Annotated in this window: 22 protein-coding genes; 7 read left to right on the forward strand and 15 right to left on the reverse strand. The window is 42.5% G+C overall.

Going from position 1 to position 26,473, the window contains the following annotated elements; genetic code table 11:
• The 12 genes from nuoM to ndhC form a co-directional block, all read right to left on the reverse strand.
• Nucleotides 1-1,614, reverse strand: coding sequence for an NADH-quinone oxidoreductase subunit M (gene nuoM / locus HX743_RS00425; protein ID WP_178318210.1), 1,614 nt, complete (start codon nt 1,612-1,614; stop codon nt 1-3).
• Nucleotide 1,615: 1 nt separating this feature from the next.
• On the reverse strand, nt 1,616-3,511 hold the full coding sequence (gene nuoL / locus HX743_RS00430) for an NADH-quinone oxidoreductase subunit L (RefSeq protein WP_178318211.1): 1,896 nt from the start codon (nt 3,509-3,511) through the stop codon (nt 1,616-1,618).
• Complete coding sequence (nuoK, locus tag HX743_RS00435) at nt 3,508-3,816, reverse strand: NADH-quinone oxidoreductase subunit NuoK (protein WP_004975463.1); 309 nt, start codon at nt 3,814-3,816, stop codon at nt 3,508-3,510. The genes nuoL and nuoK overlap by 4 nt, the downstream gene beginning before the upstream one ends.
• On the reverse strand, nt 3,816-4,334 hold the full coding sequence (gene nuoJ / locus HX743_RS00440) for an NADH-quinone oxidoreductase subunit J (RefSeq protein ID WP_171062597.1): 519 nt from the start codon (nt 4,332-4,334) through the stop codon (nt 3,816-3,818). The genes nuoK and nuoJ overlap by 1 nt, the downstream gene beginning before the upstream one ends.
• Complete coding sequence (nuoI, locus tag HX743_RS00445; protein WP_004975460.1) at nt 4,334-4,876, reverse strand: NADH-quinone oxidoreductase subunit NuoI; 543 nt, start codon at nt 4,874-4,876, stop codon at nt 4,334-4,336. The genes nuoJ and nuoI overlap by 1 nt, the downstream gene beginning before the upstream one ends.
• Before the next feature lie 18 nt (nt 4,877-4,894).
• Nucleotides 4,895-5,914 (reverse strand): NADH-quinone oxidoreductase subunit NuoH, encoded by a 1,020-nt coding sequence (gene nuoH, locus HX743_RS00450; protein WP_004975457.1) that lies wholly within the window; start codon nt 5,912-5,914, stop codon nt 4,895-4,897.
• A 3-nt stretch (nt 5,915-5,917) separates the two neighbouring features.
• Nucleotides 5,918-8,602, reverse strand: a complete 2,685-nt coding sequence (gene nuoG / locus HX743_RS00455) for an NADH-quinone oxidoreductase subunit NuoG (RefSeq protein ID WP_131261530.1) — start codon at nt 8,600-8,602, stop codon at nt 5,918-5,920.
• Nucleotides 8,603-8,613: 11 nt separating this feature from the next.
• On the reverse strand, nt 8,614-9,951 hold the full coding sequence (gene nuoF, locus HX743_RS00460; RefSeq protein ID WP_004975453.1) for an NADH-quinone oxidoreductase subunit NuoF: 1,338 nt from the start codon (nt 9,949-9,951) through the stop codon (nt 8,614-8,616).
• A complete protein-coding gene (gene nuoE, locus HX743_RS00465; protein WP_004975451.1) occupies nt 9,948-10,457 on the reverse strand; it encodes an NADH-quinone oxidoreductase subunit NuoE in 510 nt (169 codons plus the stop codon). Before nuoE ends, nuoF begins: the two co-directional genes overlap by 4 nt.
• A gap of 14 nt (nt 10,458-10,471) precedes the next feature.
• On the reverse strand, nt 10,472-12,259 hold the full coding sequence (nuoC, locus tag HX743_RS00470; protein ID WP_178318212.1) for an NADH-quinone oxidoreductase subunit C/D: 1,788 nt from the start codon (nt 12,257-12,259) through the stop codon (nt 10,472-10,474).
• Between the two features lie 85 nt (nt 12,260-12,344).
• Nucleotides 12,345-13,022, reverse strand: coding sequence for an NADH-quinone oxidoreductase subunit B family protein (locus tag HX743_RS00475; protein ID WP_178318213.1), 678 nt, complete (start codon nt 13,020-13,022; stop codon nt 12,345-12,347).
• Nucleotides 13,023-13,028: 6 nt separating this feature from the next.
• Nucleotides 13,029-13,574 carry an NADH-quinone oxidoreductase subunit A gene (gene ndhC, locus HX743_RS00480; protein WP_178318214.1) on the reverse strand — a complete coding sequence of 182 codons (546 nt, stop codon included), beginning with the start codon at nt 13,572-13,574 and terminating at the stop codon, nt 13,029-13,031.
• Nucleotides 13,575-14,014: 440 nt separating this feature from the next.
• Between ndhC and HX743_RS00485 the strand changes: the two genes are divergently transcribed.
• The gene (locus HX743_RS00485) at nt 14,015-14,371 is read left to right on the forward strand and encodes a hypothetical protein (protein ID WP_004975444.1); all 357 of its coding nucleotides are present in this window, start codon (nt 14,015-14,017) and stop codon (nt 14,369-14,371) included.
• Between the two features lie 124 nt (nt 14,372-14,495).
• Here HX743_RS00485 and HX743_RS00490 read toward each other — a convergent pair whose 3' ends face one another.
• Nucleotides 14,496-15,431: a polyprenyl synthetase family protein gene (locus HX743_RS00490; protein WP_178318215.1), complete on the reverse strand. Its 936-nt coding sequence runs from the start codon at nt 15,429-15,431 to the stop codon at nt 14,496-14,498.
• Between the two features lie 164 nt (nt 15,432-15,595).
• A complete protein-coding gene (gene prpF, locus HX743_RS00495) occupies nt 15,596-16,786 on the reverse strand; it encodes a 2-methylaconitate cis-trans isomerase PrpF (RefSeq protein ID WP_178318216.1) in 1,191 nt (396 codons plus the stop codon).
• Between the two features lie 321 nt (nt 16,787-17,107).
• On the opposite strand from prpF, the gene HX743_RS00500 reads away from it, so the two are divergent.
• The 6 genes from HX743_RS00500 (at nt 17,108) to HX743_RS00525 (ending at nt 25,663) form a co-directional block, all read left to right on the forward strand.
• Entirely contained in the window at nt 17,108-18,463 is a 1,356-nt protein-coding gene (locus HX743_RS00500; RefSeq protein WP_178318284.1) for an amino acid permease, read from the forward strand.
• A gap of 312 nt (nt 18,464-18,775) precedes the next feature.
• Nucleotides 18,776-19,894, forward strand: coding sequence for an ABC transporter ATP-binding protein (locus HX743_RS00505; protein WP_178318217.1), 1,119 nt, complete (start codon nt 18,776-18,778; stop codon nt 19,892-19,894).
• A 34-nt stretch (nt 19,895-19,928) separates the two neighbouring features.
• Nucleotides 19,929-20,945 carry an extracellular solute-binding protein gene (locus HX743_RS00510; protein WP_178318218.1) on the forward strand — a complete coding sequence of 339 codons (1,017 nt, stop codon included), beginning with the start codon at nt 19,929-19,931 and terminating at the stop codon, nt 20,943-20,945.
• A gap of 87 nt (nt 20,946-21,032) precedes the next feature.
• The gene (locus tag HX743_RS00515; RefSeq protein WP_178318219.1) at nt 21,033-22,655 is read left to right on the forward strand and encodes an iron ABC transporter permease; all 1,623 of its coding nucleotides are present in this window, start codon (nt 21,033-21,035) and stop codon (nt 22,653-22,655) included.
• Nucleotides 22,656-23,011: 356 nt separating this feature from the next.
• Nucleotides 23,012-24,205 carry an OmpP1/FadL family transporter gene (locus tag HX743_RS00520; protein ID WP_178318220.1) on the forward strand — a complete coding sequence of 398 codons (1,194 nt, stop codon included), beginning with the start codon at nt 23,012-23,014 and terminating at the stop codon, nt 24,203-24,205.
• 312 nt (nt 24,206-24,517) lie between these two features.
• Nucleotides 24,518-25,663, forward strand: a complete 1,146-nt coding sequence (locus tag HX743_RS00525) for an OmpP1/FadL family transporter (RefSeq protein ID WP_178318221.1) — start codon at nt 24,518-24,520, stop codon at nt 25,661-25,663.
• Nucleotides 25,664-25,735: 72 nt separating this feature from the next.
• Here the strand turns inward: HX743_RS00525 and thrH are convergent, their stop codons facing one another.
• A complete protein-coding gene (gene thrH / locus HX743_RS00530; protein ID WP_070155104.1) occupies nt 25,736-26,353 on the reverse strand; it encodes a bifunctional phosphoserine phosphatase/homoserine phosphotransferase ThrH in 618 nt (205 codons plus the stop codon).
• Nucleotides 26,354-26,473: the final 120 nt, after the last annotated feature.

Raw genomic sequence — 26,473 nt, forward strand, 5'->3', positions numbered from 1 at the left:
TTATTGGATCTCCACATTTTCGAGTTGAGCTGTTACTTCTTGTGTAACTTCAACTACTTCTTGAACTGGGATGTAGCTATTTGCTAACCACGCCATACTTGAGTTTGAAATATCAAGGAAGGTTTGTGGATACAGACCAAGCCATACTAGACCCAGCGCACAAATTGAAAGAATCACAACTTCACGTGCATTTAAATCTTTTAACGGATTTGCATAGTGCTGTTTTTGCTCTTCATTTGGCACACCAAACAAAGCTTTGTGAATCAGGATTAAACCGTATACACCTGCAAAGACCAAGCTCACTGCCGCAATAATTGTGAAGGCTGGGAACTGCTCGAATGAACCCATGAGAATCAGGAATTCACCAATAAAGTTACCTAAACCAGGAATACCAACTAACGCTGCCACAAAGAACATCAGGAAGAATGAAAGGTATTGGAATTGACCACGAATACCGCCCATTAAACGCATGTCACGTGTGTGTACGCGCTCATAAATTTGGCCACACATAATGAACAATGCTGCAGATGACAAGCCATGTGCTAACATCATGATCATTAAGCCTTGGTAAGTCAGGATATTACCTGCATAAATTGCAAGTAATACGAAGCCCATGTGCGAAATAGAGGTATAAGCTAGTAAACGCTTCATGTCGGTTTGCTGGAAAGCACACCACGCACCGTAGAACACACCAATTAAACCCAAAATAATGGCAATGTCTGCAAATTGAGCAGATGCCGCTGGGAAGAATGGAATTACGAAACGTAGTAAACCGTACGCTGCAGTTTTAATCAAAATACCTGCAAGGTCGACAGAACCCGCTGTAGGCGCTTGTGCGTGCGCATCTGGTAACCAACCGTGTAATGGGAAAACAGGAAGTTTTACCGCAAAACCGATGAATAAGCAGATCATGAAGGCATAAGCAACTGCTGGTAACTGTGCATCAAGCGTATTCGCTACAGCCAATAAATAGTTGTAGTTGAACGAAATCGTACCTGACATCATGTATCCATAGATCACTAGACCTAAGATACCCACCAACATGATTAAACCAGCAACTTGCGTGTAGATAAAGAATTTGGTTGCAGCATAAACACGTGAACGACCATTTGAACCTTTATGACCCCATAACGCAATCAGGAAGTAGATTGGTACAAGCATCATCTCCCAGAAGAAGAAGAATAGGAACAAGTCAATTGCAAGGAATACACCAATTACACCACCCAAAGACCATAAAAGGTTAAGGTGGAAGAAACCAACGTTCTTTTGAATCTCACCAAATGAACAGCCTACTGCCAAAACACCCAGTAATGCAGTTAAGCCGACCATAAGTAAAGATAAGCCATCCACCGCTAAGTGAATGTTGATGCCTAGGGTTTGAATCCAAGGCAACATAAATTCAGCCGACCAAGTTGGAACTTGAGCGCCTAATTCGTAGTTATAGCTGGCACCTTGCCACAATGCGATAGTTAAGCCCAAAGTTACGAGCATACCCACTAAAGCAATGTAACGCGGTAATTTATCGTCGAGTTTATCGACCAACCAGCAAATAAAACCTGCAATGAACGGAACAAGGATCAGCGCGGGTAGAATTAAATTGTTTGGAGCGTCCATCTTATTTCCCCACGACCTGAATCACGATCAAGATCATTAGTAAGACCACAACACCAAGTGCCATACTCGATGCGTACTCACGTAATGAACCTGTTTGACGTGAACTTGTGAAGCTATGACCACCTTTGACCAGTGCAGGCAGTACTAACCACATGCCATCAACTGGATCACGACCTAATAGTTTGGCAATCAGCAAGAATGGTTTTACAAATACGATGTCATACAACGCATCGAAACCAAGTGCATTACGGCAAATGTTGGCAAGGCCCGCACCCAATGAAGTTTGCGCAAAACCTTTTACAGCATTATAAGCAAAGGCAAATAACACCACGCCTACGGCTAAACCAGCCAAAGCCACACCAATTGCAACATACTCTGCACCATGTGCACCTGCTTCCAAAGCTTCAGGAATCACAAATGCTGGGATTTTTGCAGCATCAAGAATGCTCATGACTGGCGCTTTTAATACAATCGCTAAACCAGTTGAAAGTATTGCAAGTACAGCCAATGGGAACCAGTAAGTTGCGCCTTTGATTTCGTGATACGGTGTGTTTTCTTTACCAAAGAATACAACCCAAATTAAACGGAATGTATAAATTGAAGTTAAGAATGCACCAGCTACACCTACCCAATACAAGGTGTTATATAACGGAATACCTGCGATATGACTTTGCGTCCAAACTGCTGCCAAAATAGCGTCTTTTGAGAAGAAACCAATGGTCAAGAATGGAATCGCTGCCAACGCACCGCCACCAATTGCGAAACATGCAAATAGGAATTTGTTCTTGTAGAACAAGCCGCCCATTTTGAAAATGTTTTGTTCGTGATGGTAAGCTAGAATCACCGCACCAGAAGACAAGAATAATAATGCCTTGAAGAATGCGTGAGTCAGCATGTGGAATAGACCTGCCTGATACGCTTCAGCACCTACCGCCATAAACATATAACCGAGCTGACTCATGGTTGAGTAAGCCAAAATACGTTTGATGTCGGTTTGAACCAAGGCAGCAAAACCAGCAACTAACAAGGTCACCGCACCTGTAATAGAAATGAACAACATCACTTCTGGTGCTAGTTCAAATACGCTGAACATACGGCAGCATAAGTAAACACCCGCAGTTACCATGGTTGCAGCGTGGATCAATGCAGATACAGGTGTTGGACCTGCCATCGCGTCAGCTAACCAAGTTTGTAACGGAATTTGTGCAGATTTACCCGCAGCCCCCAAGAACAACATTAACGCTGTCCAAATGGTGATAGATGAGCTTTGAGTCATCACATTGGCTGCATTTTCTACGATGTATTGTGTATTCAAGGTACCGAATTGTTGATACAACAAGAACAATGCGATCAGTAAGAAAACGTCACCCACACGTGTTACGGTAAATGCTTTGATTGCTGCAAAACCATTTGCAGGGTTTTGGTAGTAATAACCGATCAGCAAGTAAGAGCACAGACCTACACCTTCCCAACCTAAGAACAATAACGCTAAGTTATCGCCTAGAACTAACAGCAACATGCTCGCAACGAACAGGTTGAAGTAAGAGAAGAAACGTGCAAAGTCTTCTTCACCACGCATGTACCATGATGCAAAGATGTGAATTAAGAAACCCACACCCGTAATCATGCCAAGCATGAGTAAAGATAAACCATCTAGGTGCAAACTAATTGCTGGCGCAAAACCACCTACATTGAACCAAGTCCATAAATGTTGAGTCGTTGCAACCGAACCGTTGTTCACAAAGTCCATGCCTGCAATTAGCGCAAATAATGCAGACAGACCCACTGAACCTACGCCAATAATCGCAGCAACTTTTTCAGGTAAGTTGTTACGCCCTGCCGCTAAAAGGATAAAACCAATGAGCGGAAACAATACTGTTAGATATAAATAACTCATCCGCGCATCTCACTAGCAGCATCCACATCCAAATGATGGAAGCGATGATAGAACTGAAGGACGATCGCAAGACCGATACACGCCTCTGCCGCAGCAAGTGTCAAGATCAAGATAAACATGATCTGACCATCTGGTTGTACCCATGCACTACCAGCCAAGACAAACGCCAATGCCGCAGCGTTCATCATGATTTCAAGGCCCATTAAAATAAATAGTAGGTTGCGTCGCACCATCACACCGTAAAAACCGAGTGCAAAAAGAATGGTCGCGACAATCAAACCATGTTCTAAAGGGATGTTGCCCATTATTCTTTTTCCTCTTCTGCACTTGGTTCACGTTTACCGATGTGGAAGCCTGCAACCAAAGCTGCAAGTAATAACATTGCGGCAACTTCAACCAACAATAAGTACTGAGTAAAGAGTGCTTGACCCACTGCTTTTGGACCCACCATTTCGGTGCCCATAAGCGCGCTTGGTGCAGTGTAGTCTGAGCTTAATGACCACACTAAAACCAAACCAATTAGGAAGCTCATCAAAGCTGGGTATGCCCAAGTTGATGAAGTCAACCATTTACGCTCTTGCTCAACAGTTTGCTGACCAAGGTTGAGCATCATCACCACGAATACGAACAAGACCATGATCGCACCCGCATAAACAATGATTTCCAAGGCACCAGCAAATGGTGCACCCACGATCATGAACATGCCTGCAACCGCAAGTAATGACACGATCAAGCTTAATAAAGCATGTACTGGGTTCGCGTTAGTCACTACACGAACCGTAGAAACAATGGCCACGAGTGCCATCAAGTAAAACGGCCACATCATGGTAATAGACTCCGTACATCAATAGGTGCGCTTTCACGTTGCGCTTGACCTTTGTCTTTACCTGTAACAGCCATACCCGTTACACGGTAGAAGTTGTAGTCAGGATATTTACCAGGACCTGAAATGAGTAAGTGTTCTTTCTCATACACCAAGTCTTGACGCACATATTCACCTAACTCGAAGTCAGGTGTTAACTGAATTGCAGTCGTTGGGCATGCTTCTTCACACATACCGCAGAAAATACAGCGTGAGAAGTTGATACGGAAAAACTCTGGGTACCAACGACCATCTTCCTGTTCTGCTTTTTGCAGTGAAATACAACCTACTGGACAAGCAACTGCACAGAGGTTACATGCTACACAACGCTCTTCGCCATCTGGATCGCGTGTTAACACAATACGACCACGGAAGCGTGGAGGTACAATTTCTTCGGCTGGTACTTCCGGATACAAAATGGTGTCACGTTTACGTGTCACGTGCGAGAAAACCATCCACAGTGAACGTACAATTGACCCAAACCCAGCTAGAAACTTAAACATATTGTTCTCCCTGCTGTCTTAGGCCGAATGATTCATAAGAATCACAGCACCAGTTACCAAAAGGTTAACAAGCGCCAATGGCAAGCAAATTTTCCAACCAAAGTTCATCACTTGGTCATAACGCGGACGCATTAAAGAACCACGAGCCAAGACAAACATCATCACAAAGAATGCTGTTTTGATAATGAACCAGAAAGCTGCTGGAATGAATGGAATTTCAAGGTTAAACGGCGCTAGCCATCCACCGAAGAATAGAGTCACGATAAGCGCAGAGATCAGTACTACGTTGACATATTCTGCAACGAAGAACATCCCCCACTTCATACCGCCATATTCAACGTGATAACCTTCAGCCAATTCTTGTTCTGCTTCTGGTTGGTCAAATGGGTGACGGTGAGTTACCGCAACACCTGCAACCACGAAAATTAAGAAACCTAAGAATTGTGGAATCACAAACCAAACATCACGTTGCGCTTCAACAATTTCACGCATGTTGAATGAGCCTGCAATGGCAACCACACCCATGAGTGAAATACCCAAGAACACTTCATAAGAAATAGTTTGAGCAGCTGAACGTAAACCACCAAGCAATGCGTATTTGTTATTTGATGACCAACCACCAAATAACACCGCATACACTGCGATACCTGCCATTGCCATAAAGAACAACAGACCAATGCTCATGTCTGCCACACCTAAATAAGGTGATACAGGAATAACCATGAACGACAGTACCGCAGTTGCCATTGCAACTGCTGGTGCCATACGGAACGTAAGTTTGTCGGCAAATTTTGGTGTCCAGTCTTCTTTGAACATGATTTTCAGCATGTCGGCAACAATCTGGAACATACCGCCTGGACCTACACGGTTCGGACCATAACGGTCTTGCCATAAGCCCAGTAAACGACGCTCAATAAAAGACATGAGCGCAGCAATCAATACCACAACCAGTAAGATGACAATCGCTTGAATGACTGAATAGGCAATTGGCCAGTTCTCAGCCCACAGCGGCGTCTGACGGATTAATTCTTGTTGCATGAATTACACTCCTACCGCGACTGAAACAGGCTCTGCAAGAGATACCGTTGGTGCAAGACCAATTGGGTAGCCAATATAACCTGTAGGTAAATATTCAATCACTTGTACTGGCAACACGATAGATGTTTCGCCTGCTTGTACAGTAATTGTTTGACCATCTTGTAGATTCAAACGCTGCGCATCCTGCGTACCTACAGCAAATACTGCTTCAGGAATACGTGATTCCATTGCAGGAGTTTTCACCGTAAATTCCCCCGATGCAAAAATGTGATGCATTGGAATTAAACGGAAGCTGTCTGGATTTGCAAGTACTGGTGCAGGTGCAACATAGCTACGTGCAGGACGTTTCGCCAAACGGTCGAATAAACGAATACCTGCGTCACCACCTTTTAAGTGACCACCCACGTTGTCTTGGAATTTGTTCCAAGCTTGTGGCGAGTTCCAACCTGCAGACCAAGCAAATGGTACAAGTGCCGCTGGCGTTTGATTACCCACATAACCTTCCATAGAGAATGTTAATGCTGAATCTACATCGACAGGTTGTTTTGGTTCGTGAATGGATAACGGTGCACGCATAGCGGTACGACCTGAGTAACGACGTGGTTCACGCGCAACTTTTAAGCCATGTACACGGAAACCTGCATCTGGTGCAACATCTTGAATTGCTTCAAGTGCTGGAACATTCTTCACTACAGATTCAATCACGTCATCTAAAACAGTCCAAGCAATTGCTTTGCCTTTTAAGCCTGTTTCAAGTGCGTGTAACCAGCGCCAAGATTCTTTAATCGCCAATTCAGGTTTGTAGTAGCTTGGGTCATAAACTTGGAAGAAGCGTTGTGCACGACCTTCCTGACTCACCACCGTACCATCACCTTCCGCGAAGCTTGCTGCAGAAAGTACGATATTGGCTTTTTGCACAGTTGCGGTTTCAGCATGATCTAGCACGATGACATCTTGTGCTTTCGCTAAAGCTGCATCGACTTGTACTGCAGGTAAACGACGATATAAGTCATTTTCAACCACAATCACAGCATCGTAATCTTGCGCAAATGCTTGCTCTAAGCTTTGACCACCAAAAATAGCCAAGCCCATTGAGTTCACTTCTGGCACAGTTAAGCTTAAACCTGCGTTTTCACCCAAGTTTTGTGCCACTTGTGCAGCCGCTTCCATAATGGCAGCGTCTAGTAAGCTTGTACCTGAAATCACCAATGGTTTTTTCGCAGCTTTTAACGTGTCAGCAATGGTTTGTGCAAATGCTTTCGCATCGTCATCTAAACCTGTGATCACGTCACCTGCAACCGCAGCAGCAATGGCAAAACCTAAACGTGCGATATCATTTGGAGAAGCAACCACTTCACCTGTTGCGACATCAGCTAAACGAGTTTGCGTTGCAGCCAAAATGTAAATTGGTGATTTTGCATCTTGCGCAATACGTTGCACAGGTTCAGCCAACCAATCTGGCGTACGACGCTCTGCCGCCATTTCTTTGGCTTTGTTTTTCGCCGCTTGACGAACAGACAACGCCATACGTGGTGCAGTTTGGGTTAAATCTTCACCCAAAATTAACACAGCATCGTAGTCTTCAATTTCACGCATACCCGGGTTGTAAATCCCTTCGGTTTGCATGATTGAAGCTGCAAGTTCAACCAAGTTTTGCTCTTTTTGCGATAAACCTGTTGAGTAGTTGTCTTGGCCAACCAACTCACGCAAAGCAAAGTTTGATTCAAGCGATGCACGCGGTGAACCAATACCCAAAACTTTTTTGCCTTGAACTTTGGCAATAATCGTATCAAGTGCAGCATCTACAGAAACGGTTTCTACGCTCGCACCGTTACGGAACTGAGGCTGACGTGGACGATCTTCACGGTTCACATAACCTGTACCGAATCGACCTTTATCGCATAGGAAGTATTGGTTGACTTCACCGTTAAAGCGGTTTTCTACACGACGCAATTCGCCATAACGCTCACCCGGAGAGATGTTACAACCTGAAGAACAGCCTTGGCATACGCTAGGCGCATACTGCATGTCCCACTTACGGTTATAACGCGCAGAGTGAGTTTTGTCGGTGAATACACCTGTTGGACAGACTTCAGTCAAGTTACCTGAGAATTCAGATTCCAAAGTACCCGATTCAGGACGACCAAAGTAAACACGTGATGCGTTGGCATAGACACCAAAGTCTGTACCGCCTGCATAGTCTTTGTAGTAACGCACGCAACGATAACACGCGATACAACGATTCATTTCATGCGCGATGAACGAACCAAGCTCTTGGTTATAGTGAGTACGTTTAGTAAAGCGGTAACGACGACGATCGTGCTGTGTCATTACAGTCATATCTTGTAAATGACAGTGACCACCTTCTTCACAGACTGGACAGTCGTGTGGGTGGTTGGTCATCAAGAACTCTACAATTGAAGCACGGAACTCAGTTGCTTCCTTGTCTTCAATCGAGATATAGGTATTGTCAGCAGCAGGTGTCATACATGACATCACCAAGCGACCACGAGTATCTTCAGGGTTCGCATATTGGGTCACGGCACATTGACGGCAAGAACCGACAGAACCTAAGGATGGATGCCAACAAAAGTACGGAATGTCGATCCCAAGGCTCAAACATGCTTGCAGCAAGTTTTCCGAGCCATTGACTTCGTACGATTTTCCATCGACATGAATTGTAGCCATAGTCGAATTCCTTAAGCTTGTTCTACGTTGCTAGCTTGAGCAGCAGGACGGCTATTTGCCACTTTTGCTTCAAATTCGCCACGGAAATATTTGAGTGCGCCCATTAATGGCTCCATCGCACCTGGTGCGTGAGCACAGAAGGTCTTACCAATCCACAATTTTTTGGTGAGTTCTTGAAGATGTTGAATGTCTTCTTCTTTCCCTTCGCCATTTTCAATTGCTTTGAGTGCTTTTACAGCCCACGGTAAGCCATCACGACATGGGGTACAGAAACCACATGATTCGCGCGCAAAGAATTCTTCTAAGTTACGGGTTGCAGAAACCATACATTGGGTTTCATCGACCACCATAAGCAAACACGTGCCTAAACGTGAACCTGCCTTCATGATGCTTTCTGCATCCATAGGCAAGTCAATGTGTTCTGCTGCCAAGAAGTCGGTAGATGCACCACCCGGTAACCATGCTTTTAGCTTCAAGCCATCACGCATGCCACCCGCATAGTCTTCAATTACTTCACGTGCAGTCGTACCAAATGGAAGCTCCCATAGACCTGGGAATTTCACCTTACCAGAAGCACCGTAAATTTTTGTGCCAGGGTCTTTCGATTTACCTGCAGATAAACCGATATACCACTCTGCACCACGCAACATGATTGCAGGTAAGTTGTTATAGGTTTCTACGTTGTTGACAATCGTTGGACGACCCCATGCCCCTGCAACTTGCGGGAATGGTGGTTTAGTACGTGGGTTAGCACGACGACCTTCAAGCGAGTTAATCAATGCGGTTTCTTCACCACAGATATAACGACCTGCGCCCGTGTGCACGTATAGTTCAAAGCCCCAGTTAGTACCTAAAATGTTTTCGCCCAAATAACCTTTGGCACGAATTTGCTCAATCGCTTCATTTAAGTACTGTGCAGCTTCGATGTATTCGCCACGAATAAAGATATAGCCGTGGGTTGCTTCAAGCGTGTACGCAGCAATCAGCATACCTTCAATCAGTTGGTGTGGAAGTTTTTCCATCAACAAACGGTCTTTGAAAGTACCCGGTTCCATCTCATCGGCATTACAAATCAGGTAACGTGGACCTGAATTGTCGTTTGGTGCCATCAGTGACCATTTGATCCCTGCTGGGAAGCCTGCACCACCACGACCTTTCACTGTCGCAGCTTTAATGACTTCAAGCACATCTTTAGGCGGCATAGAAATCGCTTTCTTAAAGCCTGCATAGCCTTCTAGTGCTTCGTAATCATCTGCATTACGCACGTGCTCTTGCTTGCTTAAACGCCAAGTTAATGGATGCGTTTCTGGGTTACCGTCACCATAAATTGGTCTTGGTTCGGTATTCATACATACTTCTCCAATAACTGTTGCACCGATGTCACCTCAACTAAACCGTGAGTATCTTCATCAATCATCAAGGTTGGGCCCTTATCGCAATTTCCTAAACAGCAAATTGGTAATAAGGTGAAACGACCATCTGCAGTCGTTTGACCAAACTGAATGCCTAATTCACGCTGGAATGCTTCTGCAAGTGTTTCTGCACCCATCAGGAAGCATGCAATCGAGTCACACAATAAAATCACGTGACGACCTACAGGCTGGCGATAAATACGGTTATAGAATGTTGCAACACCTTCTAAATCAGCAACGCTGATGGTTAGAAGCTGTGCAATCGCATTTAACTGCGCATCATCTACCCAGCCATTACGGCGCTGTACACACTTCAAGGCATCTAAAGATGCTGCACGTGGGTACGGATAATGACCAATGTGATGTTCAATTTCATGGATTTCTTCCGCAGTCAAAATCCCTTCAACATTCACACGTGGCTTTTTATCAGTCAAAATCATCATAATGCGTTTACCCCTTAGCGATCCACGTCTGCCATTACGACGTCAATGGTCGCTAAATAAATGATTAAGTCAGATACCAGACTGCCGTTAATCACAGAAGGCATTTGCTGTAAATGCGTGAAAGTTGGTGTACGAATACGGGTACGGTAACTCATCGTTGACTTATCTGAAGTCAAGTAGTAGTTCGATGCACCTTTCACCACTTCTGCCATTACAGATGCTTCACCAGCAGGCATTACAGGACCCCAAGACACGCTTAAGAAGTGCGTAATCAGGGTTTCAATATCTTGTAATGTCTTGTCTTTTGGTGGTGGAACAGCCAATGGATGGTCTGCTTTATATGGACCAGATGGCATGTTATCTAGACATTGTTTGATGATTTTCAATGACTCTTCGATTTCACGGAAGTGAACCAGTACACGTGCGTAAGCATCGCCTTCGTACTCTACAGGTACTTCGAAGTCATAGTTTTCATAACCACTGTATGGACGGTATTTACGCACGTCAAAGTCGATACCTGTTGCACGTAAACCAGTACCTGTCACACCCCAAGCTAAGGCAGATTTCGCATCATACTGCGCTACGCCTTGCGTACGACCCATGAATACCGAGTTGCGTAATGCCGCAGTGTAGTATTCGTTCATACGTTTTGGCATCCACTCTAAGATTTCACGAATCAGGTGTTGCCAGTTGTTCGGTAAGTCGTGTGCGGTACCACCGATACGGAACCATGCTGGGTGCATACGGTAACCGGTAATAGCTTCAATCGCATCGTAGATTTTTTGACGGTCTGCGAACATATAGAATACAGGGGTCATACCGCCCGCATCCTGAATTGCAGTACCAATGAACAATAAGTGGTTATTGATACGGAACAATTCCGACATCATGACACGGATACATTGTGCGCGGTCTGGCACAGTAATGCCTGCCAGTTGTTCCACACCCATCACATACGGCATGTTTTGCGCACAACCACCTAGGTAGTCCACACGGTCTGTATACGGAATGAATGAATGCCAAGTTTGACGTTCAGCCATCTTTTCCACACCACGGTGGTGATAGCCGATATCTGGCACACAGTCTTTCACTTCTTCACCATCCAACTGCAAAATGACACGGAACGCACCGTGTGCAGATGGGTGGTTAGGACCCAAGTTCAGGAACATGAAGTCTTCGTCTTTATTACCGCGTTTTAATCCCCAATCTTCAGGCACAAAGCGCAGGTGTTCTTGCTCGAAGTCTTGTTTAGCTTGGTTTTGCATATACGGTGTATATTCCGTAGCACGTGCAGAATACTCTTTGCGTAACGGATGACCTTCCCAATAGGTTGGCAGCAAGATACGACGGAGCATTGGATGCCCTTCGAAGTTAATGCCGAACATATCGTAAGCTTCACGTTCGTACCAGTTGGCATTTGGCCAAATGTTGGTTGCTGTTGGAATGTTGAGATCACTCTCATTCAACGCAACTTTAATACGAATGTCCGTGTTACGCTCAAGCGATAACAAGTGATAGAACACAGTAAAGTCAGACGCAGGTAGACCATCGCGGTGAGTACGCAAACGCTCGTCTACCGCAGACAAATCGAACAACATCACGTATGGACGTGACACTGTACGCAAGAACATTAAAACTTCTTGTACACGTGCGCGCTCAACCCAGACTGTTGGAAAATCTTCAAAAGTCGTTTGCACGTAGAAGTTCTCACCAAATTTGGTTTTGAGGTCTTCTACAATTGCAAATGCTGGGCATGAATCAACAGTAGTTGATTCTGGCATAGCAATGTCAGTTTCAGCCATTGGCTTGGCTTCCTATTTAATACAAATTCAGTCAACCTAAACGACAACTACACCCTTCGGGTGCATCAATATTTGTACGTTTAAATTATTTAATTTCATCCATAGAGCGTAAGTTTTTCACCGCAATACGCTGTGCATTCTTACGGTCACGTTCTGGCATCATCTTCGGCTTGTACACTGGCTTAAGATCACCACCAATCACCGCAGACAACGGACGACGCTCTAATTGAATTTGGTCTTGTAATAACATTAATGCTTGAATTAATGCTTCAGGACGTGGTGGGCAACCTGGAATATACACATCCACAGGAATGATTTTATCCACACCTTGTACAACTGAATAAATGTCGTACATACCACCTGAGTTTGCGCATGCGCCCATTGAGATAACCCATTTAGGCTCAAGCATTTGCTCGTACAAACGCTGAATTACAGGTGCCATTTTCACAAAACACGTACCTGCAACAATCATCAAGTCTGCCTGACGCGGTGAAGCACGAATAACCTCGGCACCAAAACGTGACAAGTCATGCACGCCTGTTAATGTCGTTGCATATTCTACGTAGCAGCACGATGTACCAAAGTTAAACGGCCAAACTGAGTTCTTACGTCCCCAGTTTACTGCTGTATGTGCCAAGTCCTCTAAACGAGTCATGAACACATTTTTATTCACTTCTTCTTCAAGCGGATCTGTAACAATTTGACGCTCTTGAAGTGGATATTGATCAGCATCGGGATTCGCACGGGTTAAGGTATATTTCATCCCGAGTTACTCCTTGTCAGATGAGGTAGTCGCAGATTTTTTTACACGACCAGAGGATTGAGCTGGAATTTGACCGGTAGGGTCCATAACCAATTCTTCAATTGAGTTAAAGCGTGTGATTTCTGCAAGATTCATATTTGGCGAACCAATTTTCAATGGTATACCGGCTGATTTGCGACGATCTACAGGTGCCCAATTTAAAGCACCGACAGAAATTGCGTAAATCAAAGCAATCAATAAGTCGACAACAAAAATCACCACAGTGGTAAAACCAAACCAACCTACTTCACGAACCGATGTTGCCCATGCGTAAAGATAAAGTGCTTCTAGGTCGAAGACTACAAAGAAAATTGCAACCAAATAGAACTTTGCAGATAAGCGGATACGTGCTCCACCAGCACCTACAACACCCGACTCAAACTGCTCTTGCTTTGCACGCCCCCATGATTTACCCCCAAGGAGTAAAGGAACGGTCAGCATAAAGACGCATAAAAATGTAACGCCGATCACGAAGGCAATAATTGCCCATTCGTATGGAGTAATGGCACTCATGCGGGGATAACTCCTGGCAGGCCTATTTATTAACAAAGAATGTATGTATTGGCCTTCAAATACACCAAACACAAAATTAATCACGCCAATTGTACCTGATTTATGATTTCACTTGCTAGTTCATAAGTCTTAGTCTTTCGGATGATTTTTTATTCAAATACTTGATATTTTAGAATTCCACTACTCCGCAGGGCTCTTAATCGCTTTAACAAATAGATAAATCAGTTGTGATTATTTTTTCCATAACACCAATTGAGCGCTTCGTTGCAGAGTTTTTAAATTTATAGAGAGATCATCGCAACTTCAGGTTTCAGCTTAGTTTAAGCCGCACAAAATTTTGTGTAGTTTTTGCAACTTAGACCCTGAGTTTCTTTAATTTTTCACCCAGAGTGTGCTATTCCTAGTAAGCATTAAAAATTTGAATAATAAGGAGTAAACACATGAGCTTAGACTATACCCACAAACCAAATTACTTTATGTTTGCGCAATTATTTATTCGTCATTTGCAAAATTATTTTGAAAAACATCCTGACGCACAAAATGCAATTTTTGACCTGCGTGATATTTACGAATTATTTCGCCAAGACAAAGCATCTGCCACCATTAATTTAGACGGCATTATGAATATTGCAGATGAATACCGCCTTGAAACCTTACAAGGCGATCAAAAATTAATTAGCCGTTATGCGATTGATCCACAAAACAATTCTTTATTGGTAGATTTTAACCGTGAGGCTTTAGACAGCTTAAAACAAGGCAAAGTAATTTTGCCACCTGATGCAACGCTGCAAGAATAAAGCCGTATAGAATCTGCATTAAAGTGTGTCGCTTAAAACAGCTAACACTTTCATAAAGCACAAAAAAGCGAGCATCTGCTCGCTTTTGAGTATTTATTATCACAAGAACCACATCTAAAATAATTTAGCTTTTACGTGACAATAAAAACTCTGAAATCTGCTGTAACTCTAAGACGGTATCAGTTTTAAAATATGCCAATGCAGCAAAGGCTTGATCGTGCAATTCTTGTGCATAAGCCTGTGCTTTTTCCAAGCCCATGAGTGCAGGATAGGTCGACTTTTCAACTTGTTCATCTTTCCCCGCAGTTTTACCTAACACTTCAGTATCCGAAATAATATCTAAAATATCGTCTTGTACCTGAAAGGCTAAACCAATTGCCTGCGCATATTCACGCAATTGTGGAATCGCTTTATCTCGCCCATCAAACACGGTCACAGCGGCCATCATCACCGCTGCAGAAATTAAAGCCCCTGTTTTATTGCGGTGGATATTCTCCAAAGTCGCCTGATCTACCTGTTTACCTTCAGACTGCAAGTCTAAAACCTGTCCACAGACCATTTTTGAAGAAGCAGTGGCTAAAATTTGCATCTGTTTGAGCACAATGCCTTGATCTACTGCAACAGCCTGATCAAACAAACGACTGCCTAAAATTTCAAATGCCATCGACTGTAAGATGTCGCCTGCCAACAATGCTGTATCTTCACCATACGCTGCATGGCACGTCGGTTGCCCACGACGCAACAAGTCATTGTCCATACACGGCAAGTCATCATGTGCCAATGAATAGCAATGAATCAGCTCAATCGCAACTGCAGCACGGCGTACCGCAGCAGAGTTTTGATTCGGTCTTAATGCTGCGGTGGCATAACACAAGGCAGGGCGAACACGTTTTCCACCCAACATGACGGCATGATGCACGGCAGACTTTAACGGTTCTGGCAATGCAAAAGCCTCTAAAGCGGTAAGCAAGTCTTGCTGAATACGTTGTTGGGCTGCGGTTAATGCATGCGCCTGTAAATCGTGAAGTGATGACACATTCGCCTCGAATTGTTGGTTCATGTCTGATAAGCAGTAAGCTGCTTTGTCTGTTGCAGCATTGTACCCATAATTCAATTTTTTTTAAGCCTTAACTGCACCGATATAGTATTTCAGCTACAAAAAAGCCCCTATCGAAATAGAGGCTGAATTTTGTTTAAATTTAAAATGTCAGGTTCGTGACCAATTTATTCAAGCGTTTCAGCAGGCACACGCACCCAGCCTTCCATCAAGACACGTGCACTACGGCTCATTACCGCTTTTTTTACTTGCCACTGTCCATTTTCCTGCACGGCTTGCGCACCAACGCGAAGCGTACCCGAAGGATGTCCAAAACGTACCGCTTCACGCTCACCACCACCTGCAGCTAAGTTCACCAAAGTTCCTGGAATAGCTGCAGCAGTACCAATTGCAACAGCTGCTGTGCCCATCATGGCATGGTGTAATTTACCCATCGATAATGCACGTACCAATAAATCGGTATCTTCTACCTGAATTTGCTTTCCACTTGAAGAGACATAACTTTTTGGCGCAGAAACAAAAGCAATTTTGGGGGTATGCTGACGCTTTTCAGCTTCGGCAATTTCCTGAATTAGTCCCATTTGTTTAGCGCCATAAGCACGAATGGTTTCAAAACGTGCCAATGCCTGTGCATCACCATTGATCGCATCTTGCAGTTCTGTGCCGGTATAACCAATATCTTCTGCATTTAGGAAAATTGTTGGAATACCCGCATTAATAAAGGTCGCTTGGAATGTTCCAATATCTGGCACATGCAAAGTGTCCACCACATTTCCAGTTGGGAACATTGCCCCACCCTCGTCACCATCATCGGCAGGGTCTAAAAACTCAATTTGTACTTCTGCTGCTGGGAATGTCACGCCATCCAGCTCAAAATCACCTGTTTCCTGCACCTGACCGTTGGTTATCGGTACATGTGCAATAATGGTTTTTTCAATATTTTTTTGCCAAATACGTACGGTACAAATGCCATTTTCTGGAATTTTACTGGCATCGACCAAACCATTACTAATGGCGAATGCACCTACCGCAGCCGTCAGGTTGCCACAGTTACCACTCCAATCTACAAATGGCTGATCAATCGAAACTTGCCCAAACAAATAATCGACATCGTGATCGGGTTGAGTGCTTTTGGCTAAAATTACGGTTTTACTGGTACTCGAGCTTGCACCACCCATTCCATCAATTTGTTTGGCATAAGGGTCTGGACTGCCAATCACACGTAATAAAATTTGATCTCTAATTTTGCCTGGCTGCTGTGCCGCTGCAGGTAAATCATCAAGTTTAAAAAATACGCCTTTACTGGTACCGCCGCGCATATAAGTCGCTGGAATTTTAACTTGTGGTGCAAAACGCATGAATTTTATTCCCTTGTTTTTTGATTGTTATGGCCATATAAAAAGACCCTTTTGCATCATAACGGTTTTTATTCAAAAGGTATCGCGGTCTTGACTTAAGTATAAAAAAACAACATTTGGTAAATTTTACCCTAACCAGTCATCTTGATTTATAAGGCAAAAATAAAATTAATATATTGATTCACTTATCTTTTATACAAATAAAAACCATAAAATATTTTAATATTTATCATAAATTTATTTCATTATTGTCTAGCTACTAGGCTAATGAAATTTGATCTATTACAATCTTGTCACTTTTTCCTTGTCGGGCTGAATACTTTGAACAACGAGTCTTCACAACTTCAGCGTGGCTTAAAGAACCGCCATATTCAATTGATTGCCATGGGTGGAGCAATTGGTACAGGCTTATTCTTAGGTTCCGCGCAGGTCATCCAATCTGCTGGCCCTTCTATTATTTTGGGTTACGCCATTGGTGGTCTTATTGCATTTTTAATTATGCGCCAATTGGGGGAAATGATTGTTCATGAGCCCGTTGCAGGATCATTCAGTCACTTTGCCTATAAATATGCAGGTAAATTCCCCGGCTTTTTAGCAGGTTGGAACTATTGGATTTTGTATATTTTGGTGGCAATGGCAGAACTCACCGCAGTTGCCAAATACATTAACTATTGGTGGCCGCATATTCCTGCTTGGACATCGGCACTGTTCTTTTTCATTGTGATTACCATTATTAACTTGGGCAATGTAAAGTTCTACGGTGAATCAGAGTTCTGGCTAGCAATCATTAAAGTCGCTGCTGTGGTTTCGATGATTGTGTTTGGTTTATATCTCTTACTTTCTGCAGATGCCAATTCAACCGCATCATTCAGCAACCTTTGGGCGCATGGGGGGTTCTTCCCGAATGGCTTTGAAGGTCTGTTCTTCATGCTTGCATTCCTCATGTTTGCCTTTGGCGGCATTGAGTTGATTGGTATGGCTGCCGCAGAAGCGCAAGATCCTGAAAAAACCATTCCTAAAGCCATTAACCAAGTGGTGTTCCGTATTCTGATTTTCTATATCGGTTCACTCACCATTCTATTGTCTTTAGTGCCTTGGAATCAGTTAGATTTAGGTGGTTTAGATAAAAGTCCATTCGTGATGATTTTTAGCCAGATGGGGATTGAATGGGCTGCACACTTACTGAATTTCGTGATTCTGACTGCTGCACTTTCTGTGTATAACAGTGGGATGTATGCCAACAGCCGTATGTTGTTCGGCTTAGCCAAACAAGGCAATGCACCAAAAATTTTCCTAAAAGTGAATAAACAAGGTGTGCCAATCCCAGCCGTCCTATTCTCTGCAGTGTTGATTTTTGGCTGTGTATTATTGAACTACTTTGTACCAGAAGAAGCCCTAAGCCACCTCATGTACATTGTGGTTGGTGCTTTGGTTCTAAACTGGGCAATGATCAGTTTAACCCACTTAAAATTCAGCAGTACTTTGAAAAAATTGGCTGTTCCAACCAAGTTCCCTGCGCTTTGGTCGCCATTCAGTAACTATCTGGTGTTGGCCTTCATTGCTGTGGTGCTTTACATTATGTGGACACAGGGCTTCAAAGAATCAGTCATTATGATTCCAGTCTGGATTGTTTTAATGTTCATTCTGTTTAAGGTGCTTAATTCCAAAAAACCTTAATTTGGATTGCATTTATATCGCTCCATTTAAAAAGTTACTGCTTCGGCAGTAACTTTTTTTATAGCTCGGTTTTGTCTTTCCGCATGTAAGTTCAACTCTCAGTAAAGTGTAGTTATAAAACCTTCAAATTTTTAATCCTGCTGTAGGATTCTCGTTCAGAATATAAACCAATAAAACACTGCTGTTTTTCTTGATATTTCAACCAATTTATACTCTCCCCAAGGTCATTTACATTCTAAATGATAAAAAGACTCTACTTGAGAAGAATTCTTAGTTATTATTTGAGCACAAAATTTGTCGTGTGAATGAACTATGAATGCGTACGCTGCTCAACCTGCCAATGTCTTGACGATCCAACAGCTCAGTAAAAAGTTTGGCTCGCGTTTTGCAGTGCAACAAGCAACATGGTCAGCGATGAGTGGACAAATTGTGTGTTTATTAGGTCATTCAGGCTGCGGCAAAACCACAATGCTACGTCTGATTGCAGGCTTGGAAACACCAAGCAGCGGCACAATCCAACTGGAACAAAATACCTTGTGGAGTGAACATGCACAGATTCCTGCAGAAGCTCGCCATATTGGTTTAGTCTTTCAAGATTACGCACTTTTTCCGCATTTAAGTGTGTTAGACAATGTTATGTTTGGCTTAAAGAAATTTCCCAAAGCGCAGCGGGAAACTATTGCCAAACAAGCTTTAGCGCATGTTTCCATGTTGCATCATCAAGACAGCTATCCATATACACTTTCAGGCGGCGAACAACAACGCGTTGCCTTAGCACGTGCCTTAGCACCAGAACCGCAAGTTTTGTTGATGGATGAACCTTTTTCAAATTTGGATCATCGTCTGCGTGATCAAATTCGTCAAAATACCATTCAACTCCTCAAACAAACTGTAACGACTACGGTTATCGTGACACATGACCCAGAAGAAGCATTGCAAATTGCCGATCAAATTATTTTGATGCATCAAGGGCAAATTATTCAAATTGGTTCACCGAAACAACTTTATTTACAGCCTAAAACCTTGTTTGCTGCACGCTATTTTTCCGCATTGAATGAAATCCCAGCGCAAATCGATCACCAAGAAATTCATACCATATTTGGCAAGATTGATTTGCCAGAACATACCACCGCTCAAGATTCACTGGTCTGCTGCTTCCGTCCGCATCACTTGCGTGTCAGCCAAACACCAAGTGAAAATGCGTTGCCCGCAAGCGTTGTGTCATCCAGTTTTATGGGTCATGCACAACAACTGCATCTAAAACTACGCGATCATGATCTCACGCTTTTAGCACAAGTGAACCACCTTCAAGATATTCAACCTACTGATCAGGTCTATGTTTCTGTCGATTTAAACAGCTGTTATTACTTGGCTTCTGATGAGCAATCAGCCACCACACCGCCTTCTTCTCAGACCGCGATTCAGGTTTAGATTTCAATTTAAATTTTTTAATTAGGAATACTGTATGAAACCATTGTCGAAACTATCATTGCTTGTTACAGGTCTACTTGCATTTGGTGCAAGTGTCGCACAAGCAGCGGAAGTCAATTTATACACCACACGTGAACCTGTGCTCATTCAAACTTTATTGACTGAATTTACCCAAAAAACTGGGGTAAAAGTGAATACGGTTTTTATTAAAGATGGTTTATTGGAACGTGTGAAAGCAGAAGGCCGTCGCTCGCCTGCCGACGTTATGTTGACTGTAGATTTTGGGAATTTGGTTGATTTGGTTGAAAGTGGTCTAACTCAGCGCGTGAGTTCTAAAACCTTAAATAGTGCAATTCCTGCCAATTTACGAGCTGCCAATGGTCATTGGTATGCTTTGTCGATGCGTGCACGTGCAGTCTACGCCTCTAAAGACCGTACACCGCTTAATGCGATTACTTATGAAGATTTAGCCAATCCAAAATGGAAAAATAAAATCTGTATTCGTTCAGGCAACCATCCATATAACACTGCTTTAATTGCAGCGTATATTGCCCATCATGGCGAAAAACAAGCCGAAACTTGGTTGCGTGGCGTAAAAGCCAATTTAGCCCGTCCAGCCAGCGGTGGTGACCGTGATGTGGCACGTGATATTTTAGGAAAAATTTGTGATATTGGCGTAGCCAATACCTACTATGTCGGCACCATGCGCACAGGCGATGCCGAACAACAACGTTGGGGCAATGCCATTAACGTGGTACTTCCGCGTTTTAAAAATGGTGGAACGCATGTCAACGTATCGGGTGCAGTGGTTTCAAAACATGCACCAAACCGCAAAGAAGCCGTGCAACTGCTTGAGTTTTTAGCTTCAGATCATGCACAAGCCATCTACGCACAAAACGGCTTTGAATACCCAGTCAAACCTGGGGTAAAAATTGACCCTATTATTGCTAGCTTCGGTAAACTCAATATCGATTCGATTCGTTTAAGCGATATTGCACGTCACCGTAAAGCTGCAAACTTATTGGTCGATAAAGTCCAGTTTAACCGCTAAAATTTTCTGCTTTTATCTTACAGTGCAGCGCTTTGCACTGTAAGATGCTCAGCTGTTCCCTCCCCCTTATTTAGTACCTCTATTGCAATGCTTAAAAATAAATTTAATTTTTTATTTTCGCTCAGTGGGTTATTGACACTACTCGCCTGTTTACCTCTGCTCGCTTTAATTTGGACAGCATTACAAGGTGATAGCGAAATTTGGGGGCATTTGCTGCGTTATGTAATTCCACACACGTTGGCAGAAACAGGGATTTTATTGTTGGGTGTGGGTATTCTCACCATCCTGATTGGTACAGGCAGCGCATGGATTGTAACAGCATATCAATTCCGAGGTCGTGCATTTTTAGATTGGGCCTTACTGCTGCCTTTAGCCGTACCAACTTATATTATTGCGTATAGTTATATCGACATTTTGCACCCCATTGGCCCTGTGCAAAGTATCCTGCGGGATGGGTTTAATTTAGAATTACAACAGTTTTGGTTTCCTAATATTCGTACTGTTTGGGGCGGCATCTTCTTGCTTAGCTTTGTGCTGTATCCCTATGTGTATTTAAGCACCCGTGCAATGTTTCTGATGCAATCGGCCAGTTTAATTGAGGTTGCTCGTTCATTAGGATTAAAACCCGATCAAGTGTTTTTACGTGTTGCAATTCCACTGGCACGTCCTGCGATTGCTGTGGGTACTAGTCTAGTTTTAATGGAAACCATTAATGATATTGGTGCAACAGAATTTTTAGGCATTAAAACCTTAACTTTGTCGATTTATTCAACCTGGACCAATCAATCGGATTTGGCTGGCGCAGCGCAAATTGCCATTTTCATGTTGATGATTATTACCTTATTGGTGTTAGTAGAGCGTTTAGGTCGGCGTAAACAGCGTTATATGAACTCGGCTCAACGCAGCCGTTTAATGCCTGCACAATCGGTCAAAGGGCTTAAAGCGCTTGTGTTACTAGGCTTGGGCTTAATTCCTGTTTGTATTGGCTTTTTAATTCCCACCAGTCATTTATTGGTCGAATCCTATAAACGCATTCAATATGCGGGCTTTTCAGAATTCCTATTACAAGCCTCAATCAACACACTAATTCTTGCCAGTCTTGCCACCATCGTCACCATTTTGATTGGTTTCTTTATTGTCAGTGCGGCACGTTTTAGCAAACACAACTGGTTTAGCCGTATTGCCAGTTTAGGTTATGCCATTCCAGGAACCGTTTTAGCGATTGGTCTCATGTTGGCTTTGGGCAAAATTGATCATGCCGTTGCAGATTTTTTAGAGTTTAAATTAGGGATACACACAGGTTTATTATTTCTCGGTACTAGTTTTACCCTTATTTATGCTTATGCTGTGCGTTTTTTAGCTATTTCGGTGGGCGGCATCGAGTCAGGCTATAACCGTATTCATGGTGTTTTTGATGATGCTGCACGCAATTTAGGGCAAAACAACTTTGCATTGTTGTGGCGTGTACACCTACCATTATTACGCCCTGCTATTATTTCTGCAGCTTTATTAATTTTTGTAGATTGCATGAAAGAGCTACCTGCCACTTTGTTGCTCCGTCCTTTAAATATGGAAACACTCGCTACCCAGCTATATGCAGAAGCCTCTAGGGGCACTTATGAAGATGGCGCAGTAGCAGCTTTACTAATTGTATTGGTTGGGCTGATTCCTGTCATTCTTTTGGCAAAGCTTGGAAAAACCACACGTTAATGCACCCCATTTTGTTGCAAGATATGCCTTGCAACAAAATGAGTTTTGATAAAAAAGTATTTTTTTTAACCAATTAAAAATATTTAAAGAAGAGATTGATTTTTAGATTTTATTATTTAATTTCAATCACTAACAAGCCAAAATCCCACACCAATTAGAACAAATACTCTATTCAGCGTGTTTTTTATACTGATTAGTTTTTTCTAGAGCATTTACTCTTATTTTAATTGTGATATTTTTGTCACATGGAGTAACAAATGGTCTCGGTGAATAGAAGCCGAAATCATCCTAGATGAAAGCTTAAAGCATCAACAAAAACTGTCATAAAAGACTTTATAGCCCAAGGGAAATGTATAATGAAACTAAAAGCACTAAGCACAGCAATGATTTTAGCAACTGTACCAATGACAGGTGCTTTTGCTGCAGCTCTAGATCGTTCTGGTCAATCTATCGCTGCGTTCTTACAACCGGGTAACTACTTTGAAGCAGGTATCTCTGTATTAGATCCATCTGTATCAGGGCGATCTACGCCTTTAGCTCCAGGATTACCGTCTCAAGACACAGGTGATATGGCAAGTGATTATTACTTTCCAGCAGCAGCGTTAAAGCTTCAGCTTACAGATAACTTCTCCTTTGGTTTGCTTTATGATCAACCTTTTGGAGCTGATATTGAATACAATACACCTAATTTAAATTTTACAGATGCTTTCGGTGGCACATCTGCAGAAGTTACAACTGAAAATTTAACTTTCTTATTCGGCTTTCAGCCGAATCAAAATTGGAATTTTTATGCAGGTCCAGTAATTCAAACTGCTGAAGGTGAAGTTTCATTACGTGGTTTAGCCTACGGCGGTCCTACTGCATTTGGATCTTATGATGCAACAATGAAAAAAGATACTGAGTTAGGCTGGATTGCAGGTTTAGCTTACCAAATTCCAGAAATTGCTCTTAAAGCATCCCTAACTTATCGCTCAGAAGTTAAACATGAACTTCAGACCACTGAAACTGTTGCCTATGGAACAACTAATCTTGCATCACTCCCTGGATTTACTCCAGGTAGTAAAACATCGGTAACTACCCCACAGTCTGTTAATCTTGATTTTCAAACAGGTGTAATGGCTGATACAGTAGCATTTGCTAATGTACGATGGGTAAATTGGGAAGATGTTTCAATTCGTCCAAATTATTTTGGTCAAGCTGCAGATGCACGTGGTTTAGTGGGTGCAAATCTTGTTGATTATTCTGATGATCAGATTTCAGCAACCCTAGGTGTTGGTCGTAAATTTAATGAAAAATGGGCTGGTAATGTATCTGTAGGCTGGGATTCCGGTGCCGGTGATCCAGTAACAACTTTAGGGCCAACTGAAGGTTACTGGAATGTTGGTTTAGGTCTACAATTTAGTCCAGCAACTAATTACTTTATTGCCGGCGGTGTAAAATATTTTATGCTAGGCGATGCTACTGCTAAAACTGCTGCTGTTAATAATGTTGGTACTTTTGAAGATAATGATGCTTGGGGCTACGGTCTAAAAATGGGTTATCGCTTCTAATTAATTATTACCAAATCTTTAAAAACCACCCTTCGGGGTGGTTTTTTACACTTAAAGCTCTTCGGTTTGATACAAGTGCTAACCTAATGTTTAAATTTAAAACAATTAAACACATATTTACCCAAATATCACCCTAAAAAATTATTTAATAAAATTCATTTACTTAAGATCTAAAAATAGTACTTTTACTCTAATCAACTGCTATTTATAACATATTCAGTTCATTTATTCTGCGAAGTTGAGCATTTACTCTTTTTTTAAATATGTTACTTTTCCTGCACTTTTTGTTACATAAAGCATCAGGGAACGACCATGAAGCTCAATAAAATCTATTCGGCTATTTTACTTAGCACTCTCCCACTTACACCTGCGTTTGCTGCTGGTTTAGACCGTTCTGGTCAATCTATTGCTGCATTTTTACAATCAGGCAATTATGCAGAAGCAGGTATTTCAATTTTAGATCCAACAGTTAAAGGAAAAGATCTTATAAAAAATAACGTCAGCGATATGGCTGAAGACTATTACTTCCCTTCCGCTGCAATTAAAGTACAAGCGACTGAACATATTTCTTTAGGTCTTTTATATGACCAACCATTTGGTGCAGATGCGATGTATAGCCTAGAACAGAGCATGTTTACTAATGGAATTGAAGGCACAAAAGTTGAAGTTGAAACACACAATCTTACCGCTTTAATTGGTTACCAACCTACAGAAAACTGGAATTTCTACGCGGGTCCTGTTTGGCAAACTGTTGAAGCAGATATCTCCCTACGTGGTCAAGCTTATATATCACCTAAAGACCCAACTAAAGTTTTAAGTGGCTATGACATTAAAATACATGAAGAAGAGGCTTTTGGTTGGCTCGCAGGCTTTGCTTATCAAATCCCTGAAATCGCGCTTAAAACATCAGTAACTTATCGCTCCGAAATCAAGCATAAAGCTAAATCGGTAGAGACACACAAGTTAATGCCAATGTTAAATGTAGAATCACAACTTGATGCCATAACTCCGCAATCAGTAAACATCGATTTTCAAACAGGTATTGCAGCCAACACTTTAGCTTTTGCCAATATCCGTTGGGTACATTGGGATCAATTTGCGGTCACACCAAAGTTTTTAAATGCTGCTTCTGGCAATAACCTTATTGACTATTCAGATGATCAATGGTCTGCAACCGTAGGGGTGGGTCGCAAGTTTAACAGTCATTGGTCTGGTTCTGCATCTGTAGGTTGGGATTCTGGTGCAGGTAACCCTGTAACTACTTTAGGCCCTGTTGAAGGCTTCTGGAGCGTAGGTTTAGGTGGTCAATATAGCCCTGCAGAAAATTATTTTATTCAAGCTGGCGTAAAATACTTCTGGTTGGGTGATGCCACTGCACGTACGGGTACAACAGACGTTGGTGAATTTGAAGACAACTATGCTTTGGGTTATGGTCTAAAAATCGGCTACCGCTTCTAAATCGATGCACTGTTAATATCGCATAAAAACAAAGGGCATCAAATGATGCCCTTTATTGTATTCAGCTTAAGATTAAGCAGGAATATCACGTACCGAAGCACCACGAATTGCTTCTTTTAATGCTGCATAACCATGAATTGCAGGGAATTGTGGGAATTCTGCAATCACATTTTCAGGTGCATCAAATAAGAAACCTTTGTCCGCTTCACCCAACATCGTTGTATCGTTATATGAATCGCCTGCAGCAATTACGCGGAAATTTAAACCGTGTAAGGCTTTAACTGCCTGACGCTTTTGGTCGGGTTGACGTAATTTATATGCTGTAATCATGCCATTTTCATCTGTTTCTAATTTATGACAGAAAATGGTTGGCCAGCCCAATTGCTTCATCAACGGGTGTGCAAACTCATAGAACGTGTCTGAAAGAATAATCAATTGGAAGTGTGTGCTCACCCACTCTACAAACTCTTTCGCGCCAGGAAATGGCCCCATATCCGCAATCACCGCTTGAATATCATTCAAACCCAAGCCATGCTGTTTTAGAATATTTAAACGCTGAGTCATCAACACATCGTAGTCAGGAATATCACGTGTAGTTGCTTCAAGTTCTTTAATGCCAGTTTTTTTAGCAAAGTTAATCCAAATTTCTGGAACTAACACACCTTCAAGATCAAGACATACGATTTCCATGGGTTCTCCCAAAATACCAATAAAAATTTTCACTATCATAGCCGAAGATTCAGTTTTTGCCTTGTTCTTTTTTAAATCTATTTAGTTCATAAGCATTTATTTTTTAGTGATAATAGAGTT

Source organism: Acinetobacter sp. Swhac1 (assembly GCF_013390985.1).
GTDB lineage: Bacteria > Pseudomonadota > Gammaproteobacteria > Pseudomonadales > Moraxellaceae > Acinetobacter > Acinetobacter towneri.

Bases quoted from the DNA above. Each gene is read 5' to 3' on its own strand.
- nuoM (WP_178318210.1), bottom strand. From the start codon at position 1,614: ATGGACGCTCCAAACAATTTAATTCTACCCGCGCTGATCCTTGTTCCG.
- nuoL (WP_178318211.1), bottom strand. From the start codon at position 3,511: ATGAGTTATTTATATCTAACAGTATTGTTTCCGCTCATTGGTTTTATC.
- nuoK (WP_004975463.1), bottom strand. From the start codon at position 3,816: ATGGGCAACATCCCTTTAGAACATGGTTTGATTGTCGCGACCATTCTT.
- nuoJ (WP_171062597.1), bottom strand. From the start codon at position 4,334: ATGTGGCCGTTTTACTTGATGGCACTCGTGGCCATTGTTTCTACGGTT.
- nuoI (WP_004975460.1), bottom strand. From the start codon at position 4,876: ATGTTTAAGTTTCTAGCTGGGTTTGGGTCAATTGTACGTTCACTGTGG.
- nuoH (WP_004975457.1), bottom strand. From the start codon at position 5,914: ATGCAACAAGAATTAATCCGTCAGACGCCGCTGTGGGCTGAGAACTGG.
- nuoG (WP_131261530.1), bottom strand. From the start codon at position 8,602: ATGGCTACAATTCATGTCGATGGAAAATCGTACGAAGTCAATGGCTCG.
- nuoF (WP_004975453.1), bottom strand. From the start codon at position 9,951: ATGAATACCGAACCAAGACCAATTTATGGTGACGGTAACCCAGAAACG.
- nuoE (WP_004975451.1), bottom strand. From the start codon at position 10,457: ATGATGATTTTGACTGATAAAAAGCCACGTGTGAATGTTGAAGGGATT.
- nuoC (WP_178318212.1), bottom strand. From the start codon at position 12,259: ATGGCTGAAACTGACATTGCTATGCCAGAATCAACTACTGTTGATTCA.
- HX743_RS00475 (WP_178318213.1), bottom strand. From the start codon at position 13,022: ATGAAATATACCTTAACCCGTGCGAATCCCGATGCTGATCAATATCCA.
- ndhC (WP_178318214.1), bottom strand. From the start codon at position 13,574: ATGAGTGCCATTACTCCATACGAATGGGCAATTATTGCCTTCGTGATC.
- HX743_RS00485 (WP_004975444.1), top strand. From the start codon at position 14,015: ATGAGCTTAGACTATACCCACAAACCAAATTACTTTATGTTTGCGCAA.
- HX743_RS00490 (WP_178318215.1), bottom strand. From the start codon at position 15,431: ATGAACCAACAATTCGAGGCGAATGTGTCATCACTTCACGATTTACAG.
- prpF (WP_178318216.1), bottom strand. From the start codon at position 16,786: ATGCGTTTTGCACCACAAGTTAAAATTCCAGCGACTTATATGCGCGGC.
- HX743_RS00505 (WP_178318217.1), top strand. From the start codon at position 18,776: ATGAATGCGTACGCTGCTCAACCTGCCAATGTCTTGACGATCCAACAG.
- HX743_RS00510 (WP_178318218.1), top strand. From the start codon at position 19,929: ATGAAACCATTGTCGAAACTATCATTGCTTGTTACAGGTCTACTTGCA.
- HX743_RS00515 (WP_178318219.1), top strand. From the start codon at position 21,033: ATGCTTAAAAATAAATTTAATTTTTTATTTTCGCTCAGTGGGTTATTG.
- HX743_RS00520 (WP_178318220.1), top strand. From the start codon at position 23,012: ATGAAACTAAAAGCACTAAGCACAGCAATGATTTTAGCAACTGTACCA.
- HX743_RS00525 (WP_178318221.1), top strand. From the start codon at position 24,518: ATGAAGCTCAATAAAATCTATTCGGCTATTTTACTTAGCACTCTCCCA.
- thrH (WP_070155104.1), bottom strand. From the start codon at position 26,353: ATGGAAATCGTATGTCTTGATCTTGAAGGTGTGTTAGTTCCAGAAATT.